The 16779-nt window shown below is 64.1% G+C and carries 15 protein-coding genes and 1 tRNA gene; 10 read left to right on the top strand and 6 right to left on the bottom strand.

Annotated features, from left to right (window positions below; genetic code table 11):
• Nucleotides 1–172: 172 nt before the first annotated feature.
• Nucleotides 173–772 (bottom strand): thermonuclease family protein, encoded by a 600-nt coding sequence (locus RGQ15_RS05960; RefSeq protein ID WP_311159303.1) that lies wholly within the window; start codon nt 770–772, stop codon nt 173–175.
• Between the two features lie 253 nt (nt 773–1025).
• On the opposite strand from RGQ15_RS05960, the gene RGQ15_RS05955 reads away from it, so the two are divergent.
• From RGQ15_RS05955 to RGQ15_RS05920, 8 genes are all read left to right on the top strand, one after another.
• Nucleotides 1026–1913, top strand: a complete 888-nt coding sequence (locus RGQ15_RS05955) for a cation diffusion facilitator family transporter (protein ID WP_311159302.1) — start codon at nt 1026–1028, stop codon at nt 1911–1913.
• 140 nt (nt 1914–2053) lie between these two features.
• On the top strand, nt 2054–3862 hold the full coding sequence (locus RGQ15_RS05950; RefSeq protein WP_311159301.1) for a sensor histidine kinase: 1809 nt from the start codon (nt 2054–2056) through the stop codon (nt 3860–3862).
• The gene (locus RGQ15_RS05945; RefSeq protein WP_311159300.1) at nt 3859–5208 is read left to right on the top strand and encodes a sigma-54-dependent transcriptional regulator; all 1350 of its coding nucleotides are present in this window, start codon (nt 3859–3861) and stop codon (nt 5206–5208) included. The genes RGQ15_RS05950 and RGQ15_RS05945 overlap by 4 nt, the downstream gene beginning before the upstream one ends.
• A 191-nt stretch (nt 5209–5399) precedes the next feature.
• On the top strand, nt 5400–6374 hold the full coding sequence (locus RGQ15_RS05940; RefSeq protein ID WP_311159299.1) for a tripartite tricarboxylate transporter substrate-binding protein: 975 nt from the start codon (nt 5400–5402) through the stop codon (nt 6372–6374).
• Nucleotides 6375–6423: 49 nt separating this feature from the next.
• On the top strand, nt 6424–6885 hold the full coding sequence (locus RGQ15_RS05935) for a tripartite tricarboxylate transporter TctB family protein (RefSeq protein ID WP_311159298.1): 462 nt from the start codon (nt 6424–6426) through the stop codon (nt 6883–6885).
• A gap of 9 nt (nt 6886–6894) precedes the next feature.
• Nucleotides 6895–8403 (top strand): tripartite tricarboxylate transporter permease, encoded by a 1509-nt coding sequence (locus RGQ15_RS05930; protein ID WP_311159297.1) that lies wholly within the window; start codon nt 6895–6897, stop codon nt 8401–8403.
• Between the two features lie 416 nt (nt 8404–8819).
• The gene (locus RGQ15_RS05925) at nt 8820–10427 is read left to right on the top strand and encodes a sensor histidine kinase (RefSeq protein ID WP_311159296.1); all 1608 of its coding nucleotides are present in this window, start codon (nt 8820–8822) and stop codon (nt 10425–10427) included.
• The gene (locus RGQ15_RS05920) at nt 10405–11079 is read left to right on the top strand and encodes a response regulator transcription factor (protein ID WP_311159295.1); all 675 of its coding nucleotides are present in this window, start codon (nt 10405–10407) and stop codon (nt 11077–11079) included. The genes RGQ15_RS05925 and RGQ15_RS05920 overlap by 23 nt, the downstream gene beginning before the upstream one ends.
• Nucleotides 11080–11173: 94 nt before the next feature.
• Here the strand turns inward: RGQ15_RS05920 and RGQ15_RS05915 are convergent, their stop codons facing one another.
• The 4 genes from RGQ15_RS05915 to leuB all read right to left on the bottom strand — a co-directional run bounded on the left by RGQ15_RS05915 (nt 11174) and on the right by leuB (nt 14495).
• Complete coding sequence (locus tag RGQ15_RS05915; RefSeq protein ID WP_311159294.1) at nt 11174–11911, bottom strand: calcium-binding protein; 738 nt, start codon at nt 11909–11911, stop codon at nt 11174–11176.
• A 309-nt stretch (nt 11912–12220) separates the two neighbouring features.
• Nucleotides 12221–12297 (bottom strand) — tRNA-Pro (locus RGQ15_RS05910).
• Nucleotides 12298–12367: 70 nt separating this feature from the next.
• Nucleotides 12368–13315 (bottom strand): DMT family transporter, encoded by a 948-nt coding sequence (locus RGQ15_RS05905; RefSeq protein ID WP_311159293.1) that lies wholly within the window; start codon nt 13313–13315, stop codon nt 12368–12370.
• A 58-nt stretch (nt 13316–13373) separates the two neighbouring features.
• Nucleotides 13374–14495, bottom strand: coding sequence for a 3-isopropylmalate dehydrogenase (leuB, locus tag RGQ15_RS05900; RefSeq protein WP_311159292.1), 1122 nt, complete (start codon nt 14493–14495; stop codon nt 13374–13376).
• Nucleotides 14496–14639: 144 nt separating this feature from the next.
• Here leuB and RGQ15_RS05895 point away from each other — a divergent pair, with 144 nt between their 5' ends.
• Both RGQ15_RS05895 and RGQ15_RS05890 read left to right on the top strand, forming a co-directional pair.
• Nucleotides 14640–15041: a hypothetical protein gene (locus tag RGQ15_RS05895; RefSeq protein WP_311159291.1), complete on the top strand. Its 402-nt coding sequence runs from the start codon at nt 14640–14642 to the stop codon at nt 15039–15041.
• Nucleotides 15042–15103: 62 nt separating this feature from the next.
• Nucleotides 15104–15916 carry a uracil-DNA glycosylase gene (locus RGQ15_RS05890; protein ID WP_311159290.1) on the top strand — a complete coding sequence of 271 codons (813 nt, stop codon included), beginning with the start codon at nt 15104–15106 and terminating at the stop codon, nt 15914–15916.
• On the opposite strand, the gene RGQ15_RS05885 is transcribed toward RGQ15_RS05890, so the two are convergent.
• Nucleotides 15913–16707 carry a protein-disulfide reductase DsbD domain-containing protein gene (locus tag RGQ15_RS05885; protein WP_311159289.1) on the bottom strand — a complete coding sequence of 265 codons (795 nt, stop codon included), beginning with the start codon at nt 16705–16707 and terminating at the stop codon, nt 15913–15915. The genes RGQ15_RS05890 and RGQ15_RS05885 overlap by 4 nt on opposite strands.
• Between the last annotated feature and the right edge of the window lie 72 nt (nt 16708–16779).

Below are 16779 nucleotides of genomic sequence, written 5' to 3'. Positions count from 1 at the left end.
AGGCAGTATGTGCACTTTCCGACCCATCAAGTGTCACCCGTGTTTTGCTTGGATCAAACGGGCAGGCCACGGCCACGTGACGGGAGCGCCTTGGCACAGAGGTGAGGTGAGGGCGCGCCGAACAGGAACTGCGAGGGGGATTCCACGAGCCGCCTAAGCCCGTGAGCCCAGGCTACGTTTCGGACTTGCGCATGCCCTGTTTGGCTTCAAACCTCTCCCACACGTCCAACCGCCCCTTCTGCCGAGCGTCGGCAAGCCATAGTTTCTTCCGCGCATCTGCAGTTTCGAGGGTTCGATACTGCCCACCCGAAAACTTCGGCCAGTCTATAGCCAAGCCCAGCTTGACCATTTCAGCGGAGAGATCACGGCCATCCGGCAGGTAACATCTTGCAACAGTCCGCCCATGGGTATCTTGCTCGGTGACCTCGGCCCGGACGGAGTGGCCTTTGCAAAGCGAAGTCAAAGCCCACTTGGCCTTCTTTCCGTAAGGATGGTCCAATTCAGCGGCGTCGATGCCAAACAGACGAATCTGGGTCTTTTTAATAGTGATGGTGTCGCCGTCCACAACATAGGCTGACCCCTGAAGAACCTTCCGAGTTGGAACGGGCTCTACAGTCTTGGTGTCAGTCCTGACTGACGACTTTTCGCGTTTTTCTGGATATGCACGCGCCATCTCGTCTTCCAACTCTTGCCGCATACGCGATCGGCTGAGTCGCCAAAACATCAATACCGCAGCAAATGCGGCGAGCACTATGAGAGCTGTAATTTCCAAATTAGCTGCCCCTTCAACCTACTAAACCGTTCCACAGCTTCATCTAATCTGCGAGCAAAAACGGAAAAGCAATCCGGGCAAAAGCACATCGAGAATTTTGCGCAGGTCGTTACGACTGATCACCGGTATAGGTTCACCACGCCGTTGAACCTCCACGCAGCTCGAGGAGCAGCCAATCTTAACCTCTACAGTTGGCGATCCCGACAATCCCCGCTAAACCACCCCTTCGACAGATTCGAACAGGGAAGCGCGCATGCCTGCTACCGAAAGAATCGCAATCGGCAGCATTTTCGTCGGACTCCTCGTTCTTGGCCTCAAGACCCTGTCCTGGTGGCTGACCGGGTCGATCGCGCTGCTCTCGGATGCGATGGAAAGCACGGTGAACGTGGCGACGGCGATCGCCGCGCTGATCGCGATCCGGGTGGCCGCGCGACCGGCGGATCGCGAACATCCCTATGGGCATCACAAGGCCGAGTTCTTCAGCGCCGTGCTGGAGGGCGTGATGATCATCGTCGCGGCGCTGCTGATCCTGCGCGAATCCCTTGCCGCATTTCTGGAACCGCGCGTGCTGGACGCCCCGCTGGAAGGGCTGCTGATCAATATCGTCGCGAGCTGCATCAACGGCTGGTGGTGCTGGGTGCTGCTGACGCGCGGCAGGCGCCTGCGATCGCCGGCGCTGGTCGCGGATGGCCATCATCTTTTGTCGGATGTCGTGACCTCGGTCGGGGTGGTGATCGGCGTGGCGCTTGCCGTCGTCACCGGCTGGTCGATCCTCGACCCGGCGCTGGCGGCGCTGGTCGCGGTCAACATCCTGTGGTCGGGCTGGAAGGTCATGGCCGCGTCCCTGTCCGGGCTGATGGACGAGGCGGTCTCGGAGGAGATGCTCGAGAAGATCCGCAGCACGATCTCGGACCATGCGACCGGCGCGATCGAGGCGCATGACCTGCGCACCCGCCATGCCGGGCCCAAGACCTTCATCGATTTCCACCTGGTGGTGGACGGCCAGACCACCGTCGATCAGGCGCATGACATCTGCGACCGGGTCGAGCAGGCGCTGAAATCCCACCTGCCCGAGGCGCTGATCACCATCCATGTCGAGCCCGAGCACAAGGCCAAGCATTCGGGCGTGCTCGTCATCTGACGGAAAGATTGCGCGACGCGGGGCAAGCTGTCACATTTCGCCAGGGGATGTGAGGACAGCTGCATGATCGAAAGCCCGGCACGCGCGGCACGCCGCCCATGCGCCTAGCCCTGCCTGCGGGGCCGCGAGGGCGGCGGGCGATGATTTGGCCATCGGCCCTGATGGCGGTGCTTCTGGGGCTGGTGCTGTGGCTTGGATCGCAGGCAGCCTTTCAGCATTACCTTGCGACCGGCCAGAACCGCGCGGCGACGGCGCTGCGCCTGACGGTGAACGCGCTGCGCGCCGATCTCGCACGCTACGAGGTCGTGCCGCAGCTTGTCGGCGAACAGGACCTGATCAACCGGCTGGCGGCCGAACCGGAAAACGCGGCGCTGCGCCGGCAGGTGAACCTGTGGCTCGCCGAGCAGAACGAGGCGCTGGAAGCCTCGGATATCTACCTGATCCTGCCCGATGGCGAGACCATCGCCCATTCGACCCATCGCGGGCCGAACAGCTTCATCGGGCAGAATTTCAGCTATCGGCCCTATTTCATCGACGCGATGGCAGGCCGTCCGGCGCGGTTCTTCGGTGTCGGCACCACTTCGGGCGTCAGGGGCTATTATTTTTCCGCCCCGGTCAGGAACGAAACCGGGCGGATCATCGCGGTCGTCGCCGTCAAGATCGGGGTCGAACGGATCGAAAGCGCCTGGCGCGGCGGCGAGCACCGGGTTCTGGTCACCGATCCGGACGGCGCGGTCTTTCTGGCCTCAGAGCCGGACTGGCTTTACCACAGCCTGACGCCCCTGACCCCCGAGCGGCTGGCCCGCAGCCTTGCCGAACGGCGATATGCCGATACCCCGCTGACCGAATTTCCGCATCGGGTCGGGATCATGCACGGGGTGCCGGTCCTGCGCCTGTCGGACGCGGCGGGGCCCCAGGATTACATCATGGCCTCGCAAGAGATGCCCGATGCGGGCTGGCGGGTGCATGTTCTGCTGAACAGCGCGGAACTGCGTTCCGAGGCGCGGCTGGCGGTCGCGAGCCTGGTGCTTTTGCTTTCGGCGGCCGGTTTCGGGGCGCTGATGTGGCGCCAGCGCCGCGTCCAGGCGGCCGAGCGGCTTGCGATGGAGCGTTTCGCCCATGCCGAGCTGGAGCGGCGGGTGATCGAGCGGACCGCGGCACTTGCCCGCGCCAACAGCCAGCTTGAACAGGAGATCGCCGAGCGGCGCGCGACCGAGGCCGAGCTGCGCGCGGCGCAGGCCAGTCTCGTGCAGGTCGGCAAGCTGGCCGCGCTGGGGCAGATGTCGGCCTCGCTTTCGCATGAGATCAACCAGCCCCTGGCGGCGGCGCGCAACTATGCCGACAGCGCCATGATCCTGATCGAGCGCGGCGATCACGGCCGCGCTTGCGAGAATATCGGCCATATCCTGTCGCTGGTCGACCGCATGTCCGCCATCGGAAAGCATCTGCGACAGGCCGCGCGAAAGCCCGACGAAAAGCTGGGCGCGGTGGCGCTGGCCCCGCTGCTGGAGGAAACGCGCACCATCGTCGCCGCCCGGCTGGCGAGCAGCGGGGCCGTGCTGGAGCTGGACCTGCCCGAGACGCTGCCATTGCTGCGGGCGGGGCCCACGCGACTGCAACAGGTGCTGGTCAACCTGATCACCAATGCCGCCGATGCGGTCGAGAGCGCCGGGGACCGGCGCATCACCCTGTCTGCATGCGTCGAAAGCGGACGGGTCGTGATCCGGGTCAGGGATCGCGGCACCGGCATCCCCGAGTCCATCACGCCGCGGATCTTCGACCCATTCTTCACCACCAAGGGGATGGGTGCGGGGCTGGGGCTGGGGCTGTCGATCACGGCCAATATCGTGCGCGATTTCGGGGGCGACATCACCTGCCGCAACATGGAGCCCGGCGCCGAATTCTGCCTGCGCCTGCATGCGGCCCCCGCGACCGAGGCTGCGGCATGAGCACGGGCCGCGTTCTTCTGGTCGATGACGACGAACAGATGCGCTCATCCAGCGCGCAGGCGCTTGAGCTTGCGGGCTTTGCCGTCGAGCCTCTGGCCAGCGCGGACGAAGCGCTTGCCTTGGCCGCTCCGGGTTTCGCGGGGGTCGTCGTCAGCGACATCCGCATGCCCGGCATGGACGGGATGACCCTGCTGGGACGGCTGCACGAGGTGGACCCGGATATTCCGGTGATCCTCGTGACCGGCCATGCCGAGGTGCCGCTGGCCGTCGAGGCGATCCGTGGCGGCGCCTATGATTTCATCGAGAAGCCCTTTGTGGTGCAGGATCTCGCGACCGTCATCCGCCGCGCGCTGGAACATCGCGGGCTGGTGCTGGAAAACAGGAGGCTGCGCGCCGTCGCGGGCAAGCGCGATGACATCGAGGCCCGCCTGCCCGGCCGCACGCAGGTCATGGTGGACCTGCGCTACCGCTTGCGGGCGATCGGCGCATCGGATGCGGATACGCTGATCATCGGCCCCACTGGCGCCGGCAAGGAGGTCGTGGCCCGCGCGCTGCACGACATCTCGGCGCGGGCCGGGCGCCCTTTCATCGCGATCAATTGTGCCGCCTTGCCCGAAGCGCTGATCGAATCCGAGCTGTTCGGCCATGAGGCGGGCGCCTTTCCCGGCGCGCTGCGCCCGCGCTACGGCAAGTTCGAACATGCCCGCGGCGGCACCGTCCTGCTGGATGAGATCGGGTCGATGCCGCTGGAATTGCAGGCGAAGCTGCTGCGCGTGCTGCAGGAACGGGTGATCACCCGGCTGGGCTCGAACGATCCGGTTCCGCTGGACGTGCGCTTCATGGCGATCAGCAAGGTCGACCTGGCCGGGGCCGTCGCAAGGGGTGATTTCCGCGAGGACCTGTACTGGCGGCTGAATGTCGCCGTGCTGCATGTCCCGCCGCTATCGGCGCGGCGCGAGGATATCCCGCTGCTGTTCCTGCAATTGGTCCGCGAATCCGCGGCTCGCCACCACATTCCCGAACGCGCCGCCCCTGCCGCTTTCCTGTCGGGGCTCGCCGCCAAGGACTGGCCCGGCAATGTGCGCGAATTGCGCAATCTGGCCGAACGCTTCGTGCTGGGTCTGGAACATGCCGAGCTTGCCCCCGAGGCGGGCGCGCGCCTGTCGGACCGGGTCGCGGATTTCGAGCGCAGCCTGATCGCGGGGGCCATCGCCGCGCATGGCGGACGGCTGCGACCGGTCTATGAGACCTTGGGCATTTCGCGAAAGACGCTTTACGAGAAGATGCAGAAATACGCGCTGGACCGGCGCATGATTGTCGACACCGGCGAGGACGGCGCGGCCTGACGCCAGCGATGGGTGGCAATCCACACATTTTCGGCGGGCGATGTTACCCTTTCCACCCGTTCTCGCGATAAATCGCCGATATGGCTGTCCAAGCCGCATCTAGGCATTTTGCGCCGCACGGGCGATGGCCGCAATCTGGCACCAGAGGCGGCCAGGGAGACCGCCGGACATGCAGTCCTTGGGAGGGGAAAATGTCTATCTCGAAGCTTGTCGGCGCGCTTGTCGCCGCAACGATGCTGACCGCGCCGGCCTTCGCGCAGGATTACCCGTCGCGGCAGATGACCATGGTGGTGCCCTTCTCGGCGGGCGGGCCGACCGATACTGTCGCCCGCCTGGTCGCCGAGAAGATGTCGGCCGATCTGGGCCAGACGATCGTGATCGAGAATGTCGGCGGCGCGGGCGGCACGCTGGGCGCGGGCCAGGTCGCCAAGGCCGAGCCGGATGGCTACACGATGCTTCTTCATCATATCGGCATGGCCACCTCGGCCACGCTTTACCGCAACCTTGCCTATGATCCGCTGGCCGCCTTCGAATATGTGGGCCTTGTGACCGAGGTGCCGATGGTTCTGGTCGCGAGGAAGGATTTCGAGCCGGCCGACATCAATGGCTTCAAGGATTACGTCAAGGCCAATGCCGACAAGCTGACGCTGGCCAATGCGGGCATCGGCGCGGCCTCGCATCTGTGCGGCATGCTCTTGATGCAGGCGCTGGAAACGCCGATGGTGACTGTTCCCTACAAGGGCACCGGACCGGCGATGACCGACCTTCTGGGCGGGCAGGTCGATATCATGTGCGACCAGACGACCAACACGACACAGCAGATCCAGGGCGGCACCATCAAGCCCTATGCGGTGACCACGCCCGAACGCCTGCCGCTGTTCCCCGATCTGCCGACCGCCAAGGAATCCGGACTGGAAAGCCTGGAATTCGCGATCTGGCACGGCATCTACACGCCCAAGGGCACGCCCGCCGAAGCCAATGAGCGGCTGTCCAAGGCGCTGCAGGCGGCATTGGCCGATGAGGGCGTGATCAAGGCCATGGCCGATCTGGGAACCGCGCCTTCCTCGGCCGAGGACGCCACGCCCGCCGCGCTTCAGGCCCAGCTGGAATCCGAGATCGCCCGCTGGAAGCCGGTGATCGAGGCTGCCGGCGTCTATGCCGACTGATCCAATGCGGCCCCGCCTCGGCGGGGCCATCTTCATGGAGGGTTGGCGCATGTCCACCAAACCAAAGGACCGCACCGATATCGCGGCGGGTCTGTTGCTGATGGCGGCGGCAGCCTTCTTCGGCTGGCAGACACGCGGGCTGGAGCTTGGCACCTCGCTGCGCATGGGGCCGGGATATTTCCCGATGGTCCTGTCGGGGCTGCTGTTCCTGCTGGGGTTGCTGGTTTTCCTGAAGGCATTCGGCAGCGAAGACGAGCCTTTCGGCAGGATCGCGTGGCGCGGGATGCTGTTCATCCTGCCCGCGCCGATCTTCTTTGGCCTGACGGTTCGGGGGCTGGGCTTCGTGCCGGCGCTGTTCCTGGCCACGCTGATCGCGGCGCAGGCCTCGATGCGGATGAAACCCTTGCATTCGCTTCTGCTGGCGCTTGCAGTCACGCTGCTTTCGACGCTGATCTTCAGCTATGGGCTGGGTCTGCCGTTCCGCCGCTTTGGCCCCTGGCTGCCGTTCTGAGGGCGTGACATGGAACTTCTGAACAATCTCGCGCTGGGTTTTTCGGTCGCATCCTCGCTGGCGAATATCCTTTTCTGCCTCATAGGGGTGATCCTTGGCACGCTGATCGGGGTCTTGCCGGGCATCGGGGCCACCGCGACCATCGCCATGCTCTTGCCGATCACCTTCCAGCTTGAGCCGGTCAGCTCGCTCATCATGCTGGCGGGGATCTATTACGGCGCGCAATATGGCGGCTCGACCACGGCGATCCTGATCAACATGCCGGGCGAAAGCTCATCCGCCGTGACCGCGATCGATGGCTACCAGATGGCGCGCAAGGGCAAGGCCGGGACCGCGCTTGCGACCGCCGCGCTGGGGTCCTTCTTCGCGGGCACGGTCGCGACCTTCCTCGTCGCGATCTTTGCCCCGCCCTTGACGACGATCGCGCTTAAATTCGGCGCGGCCGAGTATTTCAGCCTGATGGTCATGGGGCTTGTCATGTCGGTCGCGCTGGCCCATGGCTCGGTTCTGAAGGCGCTGGCCATGGTGGTTCTGGGCCTGCTGCTGGGCATGGTCGGAACCGACATCTATACCGGCACGCCCCGTTTCACGATGGGCATCATTCAATATGCCGACGGGCTGAACTTCGTGGCGCTGGCCGTCGGCGTCTTCGGTATCGCCGAGATCCTGCGCAATCTCGAGGACGAGCATGACCGCGAGGTGATGACAAAGTCGATCAGCAGCCTCTTTCCCAGCCGCGCCGAATTCCGCGAGATGGCGGGGCCGGTGGTGCGTGGCACGGTCGTCGGCTCGGCCCTTGGCATTCTGCCGGGCGGCGGCGCGATCCTTGCGAGCTTTGCATCCTACACGGTCGAGAAGAAGCTTTCGGACCACCCCGAGGAATTCGGCAAGGGCGCCCTGGCGGGCGTCGCCGGACCGGAAAGCGCGAACAACGCGGGCGCGCAGACCAGCTTCATCCCGCTTTTGACACTCGGTATTCCGGCGAACCCGGTCATGGCGCTGATGATCGGTGCGATGATCATCCAAGGCATCGTGCCGGGGCCGAATGTCGTGACGCAGCAGCCCGCGCTGTTCTGGGGCATCATCGCCAGCATGTGGATCGGGAACCTGATGCTGGTGGTCCTGAACCTGCCGCTGATCGGGCTTTGGGTAAAGCTGCTGACCGTGCCCTATTACGTGCTTTTCCCCATCATCATGGCGATGTGTTCGATCGGGGTCTATTCGGTGAACTCGAACAGCTATGACCTGTTCGCGGTCGCGTTCTTCGGGCTCTTGGGCTATGTCATGTCCAAGCTGCGCTGCGAGCCCGCGCCGCTGCTTCTGGGCTTTGTTCTGGGTCCGCTGCTCGAGGAAAACCTGCGCCGGGCGATGATCCTGTCGCGGGGCGATCCGATGACCTTCTTCACCCGCCCGATCAGCGCGACGCTGCTTCTGGTGACGCTCGCCGTGCTCATCCTGATCTTCATGCCCCAGATCAGGAAGCGTCGGGACGAAGTCTTTACCGAAAGCGATGCCTGAACCCTTTCGCAGCGAGGGACGCCCCCTGCCGACAGCCGGAATAGGCATCGGCAGGGGGCATTGTTTCGCAATAGCCGCCATCGGGGATCGGGCCGCACGCCTTTCGTGATTTCAGGTCGGAAGTCTCGATAGGCAGATCGGGCCCAGCCATCCATGTTCCCGGTCGTCTGCGAGCTGCTTGGCCTGCATCTGGTGGTCCTGGGCAGCATCAGGATAGGCTGCCTTGGCGTGAGATCGACAGGGCGGCTTCGTGATAATTTCATCGGTCCCGCGCTATCTTTCGTATCCCGCTTCGGTCAACACTCCCCCACGGGCGCAGTTCACCTGGCCGGAACGCCGGCGCTTAAACTGCCGGATCGGCCAAGCGGCAGCTGGTCGCATCGCCTTGGATCGCCTGCAGGAGCCCGTCCAGAATCATGACCATCCGCCTCAAGATCCTGTCGTTCCAGTTTCTCGTGACGGCAATGCTGCTGAGTGTGGCCACGGTCACCTGGCTCTATGTCGGAAGGATCGATTATTATTTCGATCGCAACCGGCTTGCCGGGGCACAGCTCGACAGTGTCATCCGCATGTCCGCCGCGATGAACCGCTATTCCGAGAATGTCGCGGAACTGCTGTTGCTGGGGCGCACCGAGCTTTCGGATTTCAACGAGGCCCGCGACAGTCTTGAGACCAGCCTTGATCGGCTGGAGGATCTGATCCGTGACGAGCTTGCCATTCTGTCGCTGCCGGCGGGGAGCGCCAACGAAGAGCGCGAGCTGGAGCGCGTGGCCGAGATGCGCAAGCTTTACGAGGATATCGACCTGCGCACGCAAAGGCTGCTTCTGCTGCGCGACGAGGGGCGGCTGGACGAGGCGGTGCAAATCTTTCGCGACGAGATCGAGAACCGGCTGGATACGACGCTGGAGGTTCATATCAGCGCGGCCATCGCTGACGAGGAAGCCGAACTGCGCCAGTTCCAATCCCAGGCCAATCGCCTGGAACGCGAACTGGAATGGATCATCAGCCTTGTGACCGCAGCGGCCTTCCTGTTCTCGGCGATGGCGGCCTGGCTGCTCAGCCGGTCGCTGACCCGGCCGATCCAGGCGCTGGAGAACGCCACCCGGGCGATCGCCGAGGGTGATCTGGGCTATCGCATCGGATACCGCGGACGGGACGAATTCGCGAGCCTCGCCGGCCAGATCGACAATGCCGCCTCGCGGCTCGAGGTGCAGCGCACCGCATTGCTCGACGTGCAGGCCGGGCTGGAACACGAGGTCGGTCGCCGCTCGGGAGAGCTTGAGGAAGCCAATTCCAGGCTGCAAACGCTCAATCACAGCCGCATGCTGTTTCTGGCCGATATCGGTCACGAATTGCGCACCCCCCTGACGGTCATCCGGGGTGAGGCGGAGATTGCCTTGCGCGGGGCAAGCAGAACCGTCGGGGAATATCGCGAGACGTTGGAACGCGTGGTCACGCTGTGCCACCAGATGACGCGTCTGGTCGAGGACCTCTTGTTCCTTGCCCGGGCCGAAGTCGATGCGATCCGTTTCGACATGCAGGCGCTTGACCTGCGCGACATCCTTGAAATCGTGCATGCGGACGCGGAAATCCTTGCCGCAGCCCGCGAAATCCGGATCGAGATCCAGGGTCCCGCAGGGCCCTGCCGCGCGAGCGCAGATGCAGGCCGTCTTGCGCAGGCGTTGATGATCGTGCTCGACAATGCGATCAAATATGCCGATCCGGGCTCGACGGTGCGCTTCACCCTGGACTGCGACAAGGAGGGGGCCGAGTTCGCGATCCGAAACCGGGGCGCCGATATACCTGCCGCCGAACTGCCCCATGTCTTCAGCCGATTCTACCGCTCTCGCCAATCCGGGACGCCCGATCAGGGTGGTACGGGGCTGGGACTTGCCATCGCCAAATGGATCGTCGAGGGCCATGGCGGTCGGATCGAGATTGCCAGCGCCGAACGCTTGACGACGCTCCGCATCTGGGTCCCACTTCAGGCCGGAGGTGCAGATGGCAAAGATTCTGCTGGTTGAGGATGACCCCCGCATCGCGAGCTTCGTCTATCGCGGGTTGAAGGCAGAGGGGCATATGCTGGACATTGCCGGCGACGGGCAGAACGCCATGCGCATGATGCGCAAGGCGGACTATCCACTGGTCATCCTTGACCGCATGCTGCCCGACCATGACGGCGTGACCATCTGTCGGCAGATGCGCAGCGAAAACATCACCTCGAGCGTCCTGATGCTGACGGCGCGCGATGCGCTCGGCGAAAAGATCGAGGGGCTGAATTCCGGGGCGGATGACTATCTGACCAAGCCTTTCGCCTTTGACGAGCTGGTCGCCCGGGTCGAGGCGCTCTTGCGACGTGCCCCGGGGATGCGGCTCGATCCCGTTCTGCAGGTCGCCGACCTCGTGCTGGATCCGACGACCCGTCAGGTAACCCGCGCCGGTCGCGACATCACCCTGACGCCGAAGGAATTCAGTCTGCTGCGTTACATGATGGAACATAGCGGCGCAGTGCTGAGTCGCAGCCAGATCCTGAACAACAACTGGGGATATGGCTTCGACCCAGGATCGAAGGTGGTCGACGTCTATATCCGCTATCTGCGCAACAAGATCGACGGCGATGCAAAGCCGAGCCTCATTCACACGGTCCGTGGTGCGGGTTACCGGATTGGCTTGTGACCGCGCCGGAGAGGCACGGCGGGTCGTGGCATGCGGGTTCGGCCAAAGGCGTGACGCCGAAGGATCGCGCCATCGGCGTCAGTGCTCATGAGCCTTACCAGATGAAATCGTCGCTGCTGAGCTGGTTCAGTTGCAGGTCCTCGATCACCAGCCGATCCGTGCCCGCCTGGATCACGACGTCGTCGCCGCTCTGGACTGCCGCATCGCGAATATCGGCAAAGCTGTCGAAGCGCGCATAGGCCGAGACGTCTATCTCGTCATCGTCATCTTCGAAATCGGTGATGCGATCCTTGCCGCCATTCCAGATGAAGACGTCATCGCCTGCGCCGCCCGTCATCGTGTCATTGCCCCGCCCGCCGTCAAGCGTGTCGTTCCCCTCATGTGCGGAAATGCGATCATTGCCGTTCTGCCCATGGATATGGTCGTCGCCTTCACCCGCGTCGATATGGTCGCGCCCACCACCGGCCCAGACGGTGTCATTGCCGTCTCCCGCCGAAATCGTGTCCCGGCCCCCGCCAGAGACCGAGGAATCATTGCCCTCTCCCAGGGTGATGCGGTTGTCGCCCGATCCGGCGCGGACGATGTCGTTCCCCTCGCCGGCGTCGATGATGTCATTGCCGTCACCGGCATCGATCACGTCATTGCCGCTGCGGGCAAGAATCCTGTTCGCCCCTTCCCCGGCATCGATCCGGTCATTGCCTTCGCCGCCATCGATTGTGTCATCTCCTCCGGCGCCAAGGATGGTATCATCCCCGGACATGCCGAACAGGCGGTCGGCAGCATCGGTGCCATTGACGCGATTGTCATCGTCATTGCCGCGAATAGTCGCCATGATCTCTCTCCGTCACACAACAAGGCATGAGGCGATCAGCCTCGGCATCACTGTCGGGACCGGTCAGTCAGGCTGCAATCCGGGCAAGCCGGGAATGCGTCTTTCTTCGCGAAGTTTAATCCGGCTCTTCGCGAATTCTTACCTTTCGGTCAACGCGCCCCCGGTCGGGTGCGGACAGCGCAGAAGGTCTGGCGCAGAGCCGTCAAAGGCAAGGGATCAGGCCCGAGAGCTAGGCACGGTCACATTGTCGCAAAAATGTTGAAGCTATCCGGAAAGGACGAAACATCTGTCGTTTCGCGATTCGGGAAATGGTCGGAGCGAGAGGATTCGAACCTCCGACCCCCTGCTCCCGAAGCAGGTGCGCTACCAGGCTGCGCTACGCTCCGACCGTGGGCTGGCAGGTAGCCTGTAGGACAAAGGAATGCAAGGGGGGTCGTGCGGTTTTCTCAGTCGCGATCACTCGCGCCGCAGAAGCCGGCGCAGCAAGAGCGCGCGTGGCGCGGTGACGGTTTCGCTGCGAAGCCGCGCTTCGGTCACCGGCCGAAGACGCGATCCGCCCCGACGTTCCCGCATCAGGATGAAAAGTCCGGAACCGATGATGAGCCCCGCCCCCGCCAGTGTCGCCGCATCGGGATTCTCGTCGAAGACGAGCCAGCCATAGGCAACCGCCCAAAGCATCTGGGAATATTGCATCGGCGCGACATTCGCCGCCTCGCCGGCTTGATAGGCCTGGATCAGCAGGAAGCCCGCCGTCAGACCCAGCACCGCGATCAACCCGGTCAGGGCAAGGTCCAGCCCTTCCATCGGGCGGTAGGCAAAGCCAAGCGAAAGACCGGTCAGGATGAAGTTCCCGATGATCGGCCACAGGATCAGGATCACCGTCCGTTCGGTCCGGCCCAACCTGCGCACGGACACAGCCGCCATCGCGCTGGAGAATGCGGCCAGAAGCGCCGCGAAATGCCCCAGTTCCAGCGCCAGATAGCCTGGGCGCAGCACGACCAGCACGCCCGCGAGACCCACCGCCACGGCAAGCCCGCGCGCCAGCCCCACACGCTCGCCCAGGATCGGCACCGAAAGCAGGGTGATCAGCAAGGGCGAGGCGAACAGGATCGAATAGACCTGCGCCAGCGGCAGGACAGAAAAGGCGTAAAAGCCGCAAATCCCGGAATTCACCACGCAGATCGCCCGCAAAGTCACCCAGAAGGGCGAACGCGGCAGCAGCGTGCCATGCGTCGGGTCCCGAAGCAGCAGGATGGCGATGGGCGGAAAGGAAAACAGGGCCGAGAAGAACAGGATCTGCAGCGCCGGGTAACTTTCGCCCAGCAGCTTGATGATCACGTCATGGGTCGAATAGATCCCCATGGACAGCAGCGCCAGAAGCGCGCCCTTGAAATTTCCCGGCATCGCTCCCCCATCGCCAGAAAAAGCTGCGCCCGCCGATAAGGGCGGGCGCTTGGTTGGCTCAGAGGACCGAGAGGGCTTCGACGATCTTGTCGCCCATCTGCGAGGTGGTGACCGGCGTGCCGCCTTCGGGGCCCATCAGGTCTGCGGTGCGGACGCCATCGGCCAGCACCTTCTCGATGGCCTTTTCCAGCAGGTCGGCCTCGGCGCCCAGATCGTAGCTGTAGCGCAGCGCCATGGCGAAGCTGAGGATGCAGGCGATCGGATTGGCCTTGCCCTGCCCCGCGATATCGGGGGCGGAGCCGTGGACCGGCTCATACATCGCCTTGGGACGGCCATTCGCCATCGGCGCGCCGAGGCTCGCGGAGGGCAGCATTCCAAGCGAACCGGTCAGCATCGCTGCGGCGTCAGACAAAATGTCGCCGAACAGGTTGTCGGTCACGATGACGTCGAACTGGTTCGGGCGGCGCACCAGCTGCATCGCGCCGTTATCGGCATACATGTGCGACAGCTCGACTTCCGGATATTCGTTGTCATGGACCCATTGCACTTCCTCGCGCCACAGGATGCCCGATTCCATGACGTTGGCCTTTTCCATCGAGCAGACGCGGTTGCCGCGCTTCTTGGCCAACTCGAAGGCCGCACGCGCGACGCGACGGATCTCGCCCGAGGTGTAGCGCTGGGTGTTGATGCCGACGCGGCCACCTTCGTTCTGCGGGTTGTTGTCGTCGGAATGGATGCCGCGCGGCTCGCCGAAATACACGCCCGAGGTCAGTTCGCGCACGATCAGGATATCGAGTCCGGCAACGACTTCACGCTTCAGCGACGAGAAATCGGCCAGCGCATCAAAACATTGCGCCGGGCGCAGGTTCGCGAACAGGTCCATTTCCTTGCGCAGCCGCAAGAGCCCGCGCTCGGGCTTGACCGAAAAATCGAGGTTGTCATAGGCCGGGCCGCCGACCGCGCCCAGAAGGACGGCATCGACTTCCTGAGCCTTCTGCATGGTTTCGTCGGCCAGCGGCACGCCATGCTTGTCATAGGCGGCACCGCCCACAAGGTCTTCGCTGACCTCGAACTGGATGCCCTTGTTCGCCTGGAACCAGTCGATGACCTTGCGGACCTCGGTCATGACTTCGGGACCGATGCCGTCGCCGGGCAGAATCAGCAGGGAATGGGTGGTCATCGCAGGGCATCCTCTCGTGCTACGCGCGGTTCGTGAAACCGCCTAGCCCTGCAGCCCCGCAGCGTCAAGTTCACGGCGAATTGGGTTGCAGGTGATGACCGCTTCGGGCGGGATGGGCCGGCAATCGGAATAAAGGGGCAACCCATGCATGCACTCACGGCTGCGGCCGGCGCGCTCGTCATGATGACAAGCGCGGCGCTTGCCGACGGAGGCGTCACCGTCGAATTGCCGGACGTGTCCGGCCTGAGCACCGAAGAGGCCAAGTCGCTGATCACCGAACTCGCGAATGTGAATGTCATTACCTCGAACTGTTCGGGCTACGAGATCAGCAATGGCGAATGGACATTGATTACCGGAACCGGTGACCGTCTCGCGGCAAAGCTGGGATTGGATGCAAGGTCATATGACCGCGACTATTACGGCCCCGCCTTCAAGCTGCTCGACGATCCCGACGCCTGTGATCGCATCGGCCCGCAGGCCAGGCCGCTGATCCAGCGGCTTGTCGAGATGGGGGGCGGAACGACGCCGATCACCCAGTCGCAGTGACGATGCGCCCGCGCGGCAGGCGGCGGCTTGCCCGCGCGCCTCTCGGGCCTTAGCCTGCGCGCATGACGGCTGATCCGACCTATCGGGGATTCGCACTGGATGCGCAGACCGCGCTGGCTCTTCTGCAATGGCAGGCAGAGCTGGGCGCCGACGAACCATGCCTGGACGATCCGCTAGATCGCTACGACCTGCCCGACCGCATCGCCTCTGTCCCTGCAACCGCCGCACCTGCGCCGCCCCCTGCCCCGCGCGACGAGGCGCGCGATCTTGTCGCGCTGGCCGAACAATCGGCCTCCGCGGCCGGAACGCTTGCAGCGCTCGCCGCCGCGCAGGAAGCCTTCGAGCCGATCGAGCTGAAAAAGGGCGCGCGGAACTTCTGCTTCGCCGACGGACGGGCCGGGGCACGGGTCATGGTGATCGGCGAGGCGCCAGGCGAGGAAGAGGACCTGCAGGGTCGACCCTTCGTCGGTCGAGCCGGCCAGCTTCTGGATCGGATGTTCGGAGCAATCGGGCTTGCCCGCGACGCGGCCGATGCCGAAAAAGCGATTTACATCACCAATGTCCTGCCCTGGCGTCCGCCGGGAAACAGGCGGCCGGAAGCGGCTGAGATCGCGTTGATGCTGCCCTTCCTGCGGCGCCATGTCGAACTGGCGCAGCCAGAGATCATTGTCCTGATGGGCAACACGCCCTGCATCGCGGCGCTGAACCGGCAAGGCATCCTGAAGCTGCGCGGTGGCTGGACCGAGGCCTTCGGGCTCTCGGCACTGCCGATGACGCACCCGGCCTATCTGCTGCGAACGCCTCTGGCCAAGCGCGAGGCCTGGGCCGATCTGCTGTCGATCGCCGCGCGGCTGGATGCAGGGCCGCGCCCCTAGTCAAGCACCGGCCTGCAGCCCATGAACTCGGTCGCACTGTCGGGGCCGATCAGCGTCAGTCTCAGATGGGCCGCATCCAGCGGAAAGGGCCTTCCCGTTCCGTCGATGAAATCGGCCTTGGCCGTCAGGACATGGCCAGCTTGCGACAGCTCTGGCTGCGACACCCAGACATCGTCATCGTCGAGTTCCATCGCCACCTCGGGCGCCTCGTGATCCTTGAATTCAGCCGTGACGCGCAAGCCGTCGCTGATCTCGTCGATCCGGCAACTGGGTTTTTCGCTCGAAAGCTCGGGCGTCTCGGCAAGCGCGGCCTCGATCGCGGGATCGGGGGCGTGATGAGCAGGTGGCGCGGCCAGCGTCACCTGGACCGGAACGCAGATTTCCTCGCAGATCCCGAAATCGATCACGGCCCTGAGTTCGACCTGCTGATCCGGCTGGGCAGGCACGGCCTCGATCGGCAGGATCAGCCTGTCGTGATAACCCAAGGTCCGCTCGCCACCGGATTCGATCACCTCGGGGCGCGGCCAATGGATGGCGACGCTTGCCAGATTGCCAGAACCCTGCCAGTCGAATTGCGGCGGCACACCGGTATCGCCCGGGCTGCGCCAATAGGTCTTCCAGCCGGGCTCCAGCACGACCGACAAGGCGACCATCCGATGACCATCGGGCAGGGTCCAGCCGGGCAGCAATTCAACCGATACAAGCCCCGGCGGAAGTTCGGACGGCATCGTGCCGCCGTCCTGCGCCAGCGCCGGAATCGTTGAAATCAAAAGGAACGCAAACCACTTCATGACTGCATTCTTAGGTGGCAGCCGGGGGACGGGTGAAGTCACAATACCGGCAAAATGCCGCGATCCCTTGCG

The sequence above is a fragment of the Paracoccus sp. MBLB3053 genome (genome assembly GCF_031822435.1).
GTDB lineage: Bacteria > Pseudomonadota > Alphaproteobacteria > Rhodobacterales > Rhodobacteraceae > Paracoccus > Paracoccus aurantius.
This window is presented reverse-complemented; position numbering and strand designations above follow the sequence as displayed.

Bases quoted from the DNA above. Each gene is read 5' to 3' on its own strand.
- RGQ15_RS05895 (WP_311159291.1), top strand. From the start codon at position 14,640: ATGCATGCACTCACGGCTGCGGCCGGCGCGCTCGTCATGATGACAAGC.
- RGQ15_RS05890 (WP_311159290.1), top strand. From the start codon at position 15,104: ATGACGGCTGATCCGACCTATCGGGGATTCGCACTGGATGCGCAGACC.
- RGQ15_RS05955 (WP_311159302.1), top strand. From the start codon at position 1,026: ATGCCTGCTACCGAAAGAATCGCAATCGGCAGCATTTTCGTCGGACTC.
- leuB (WP_311159292.1), bottom strand. From the start codon at position 14,495: ATGACCACCCATTCCCTGCTGATTCTGCCCGGCGACGGCATCGGTCCC.
- RGQ15_RS05930 (WP_311159297.1), top strand. From the start codon at position 6,895: ATGGAACTTCTGAACAATCTCGCGCTGGGTTTTTCGGTCGCATCCTCG.
- RGQ15_RS05945 (WP_311159300.1), top strand. From the start codon at position 3,859: ATGAGCACGGGCCGCGTTCTTCTGGTCGATGACGACGAACAGATGCGC.
- RGQ15_RS05940 (WP_311159299.1), top strand. From the start codon at position 5,400: ATGTCTATCTCGAAGCTTGTCGGCGCGCTTGTCGCCGCAACGATGCTG.
- RGQ15_RS05920 (WP_311159295.1), top strand. From the start codon at position 10,405: ATGGCAAAGATTCTGCTGGTTGAGGATGACCCCCGCATCGCGAGCTTC.
- RGQ15_RS05915 (WP_311159294.1), bottom strand. From the start codon at position 11,911: ATGGCGACTATTCGCGGCAATGACGATGACAATCGCGTCAATGGCACC.
- RGQ15_RS05935 (WP_311159298.1), top strand. From the start codon at position 6,424: ATGTCCACCAAACCAAAGGACCGCACCGATATCGCGGCGGGTCTGTTG.
- RGQ15_RS05885 (WP_311159289.1), bottom strand. From the start codon at position 16,707: ATGAAGTGGTTTGCGTTCCTTTTGATTTCAACGATTCCGGCGCTGGCG.
- RGQ15_RS05925 (WP_311159296.1), top strand. From the start codon at position 8,820: ATGACCATCCGCCTCAAGATCCTGTCGTTCCAGTTTCTCGTGACGGCA.
- RGQ15_RS05905 (WP_311159293.1), bottom strand. From the start codon at position 13,315: ATGCCGGGAAATTTCAAGGGCGCGCTTCTGGCGCTGCTGTCCATGGGG.
- RGQ15_RS05950 (WP_311159301.1), top strand. From the start codon at position 2,054: ATGATTTGGCCATCGGCCCTGATGGCGGTGCTTCTGGGGCTGGTGCTG.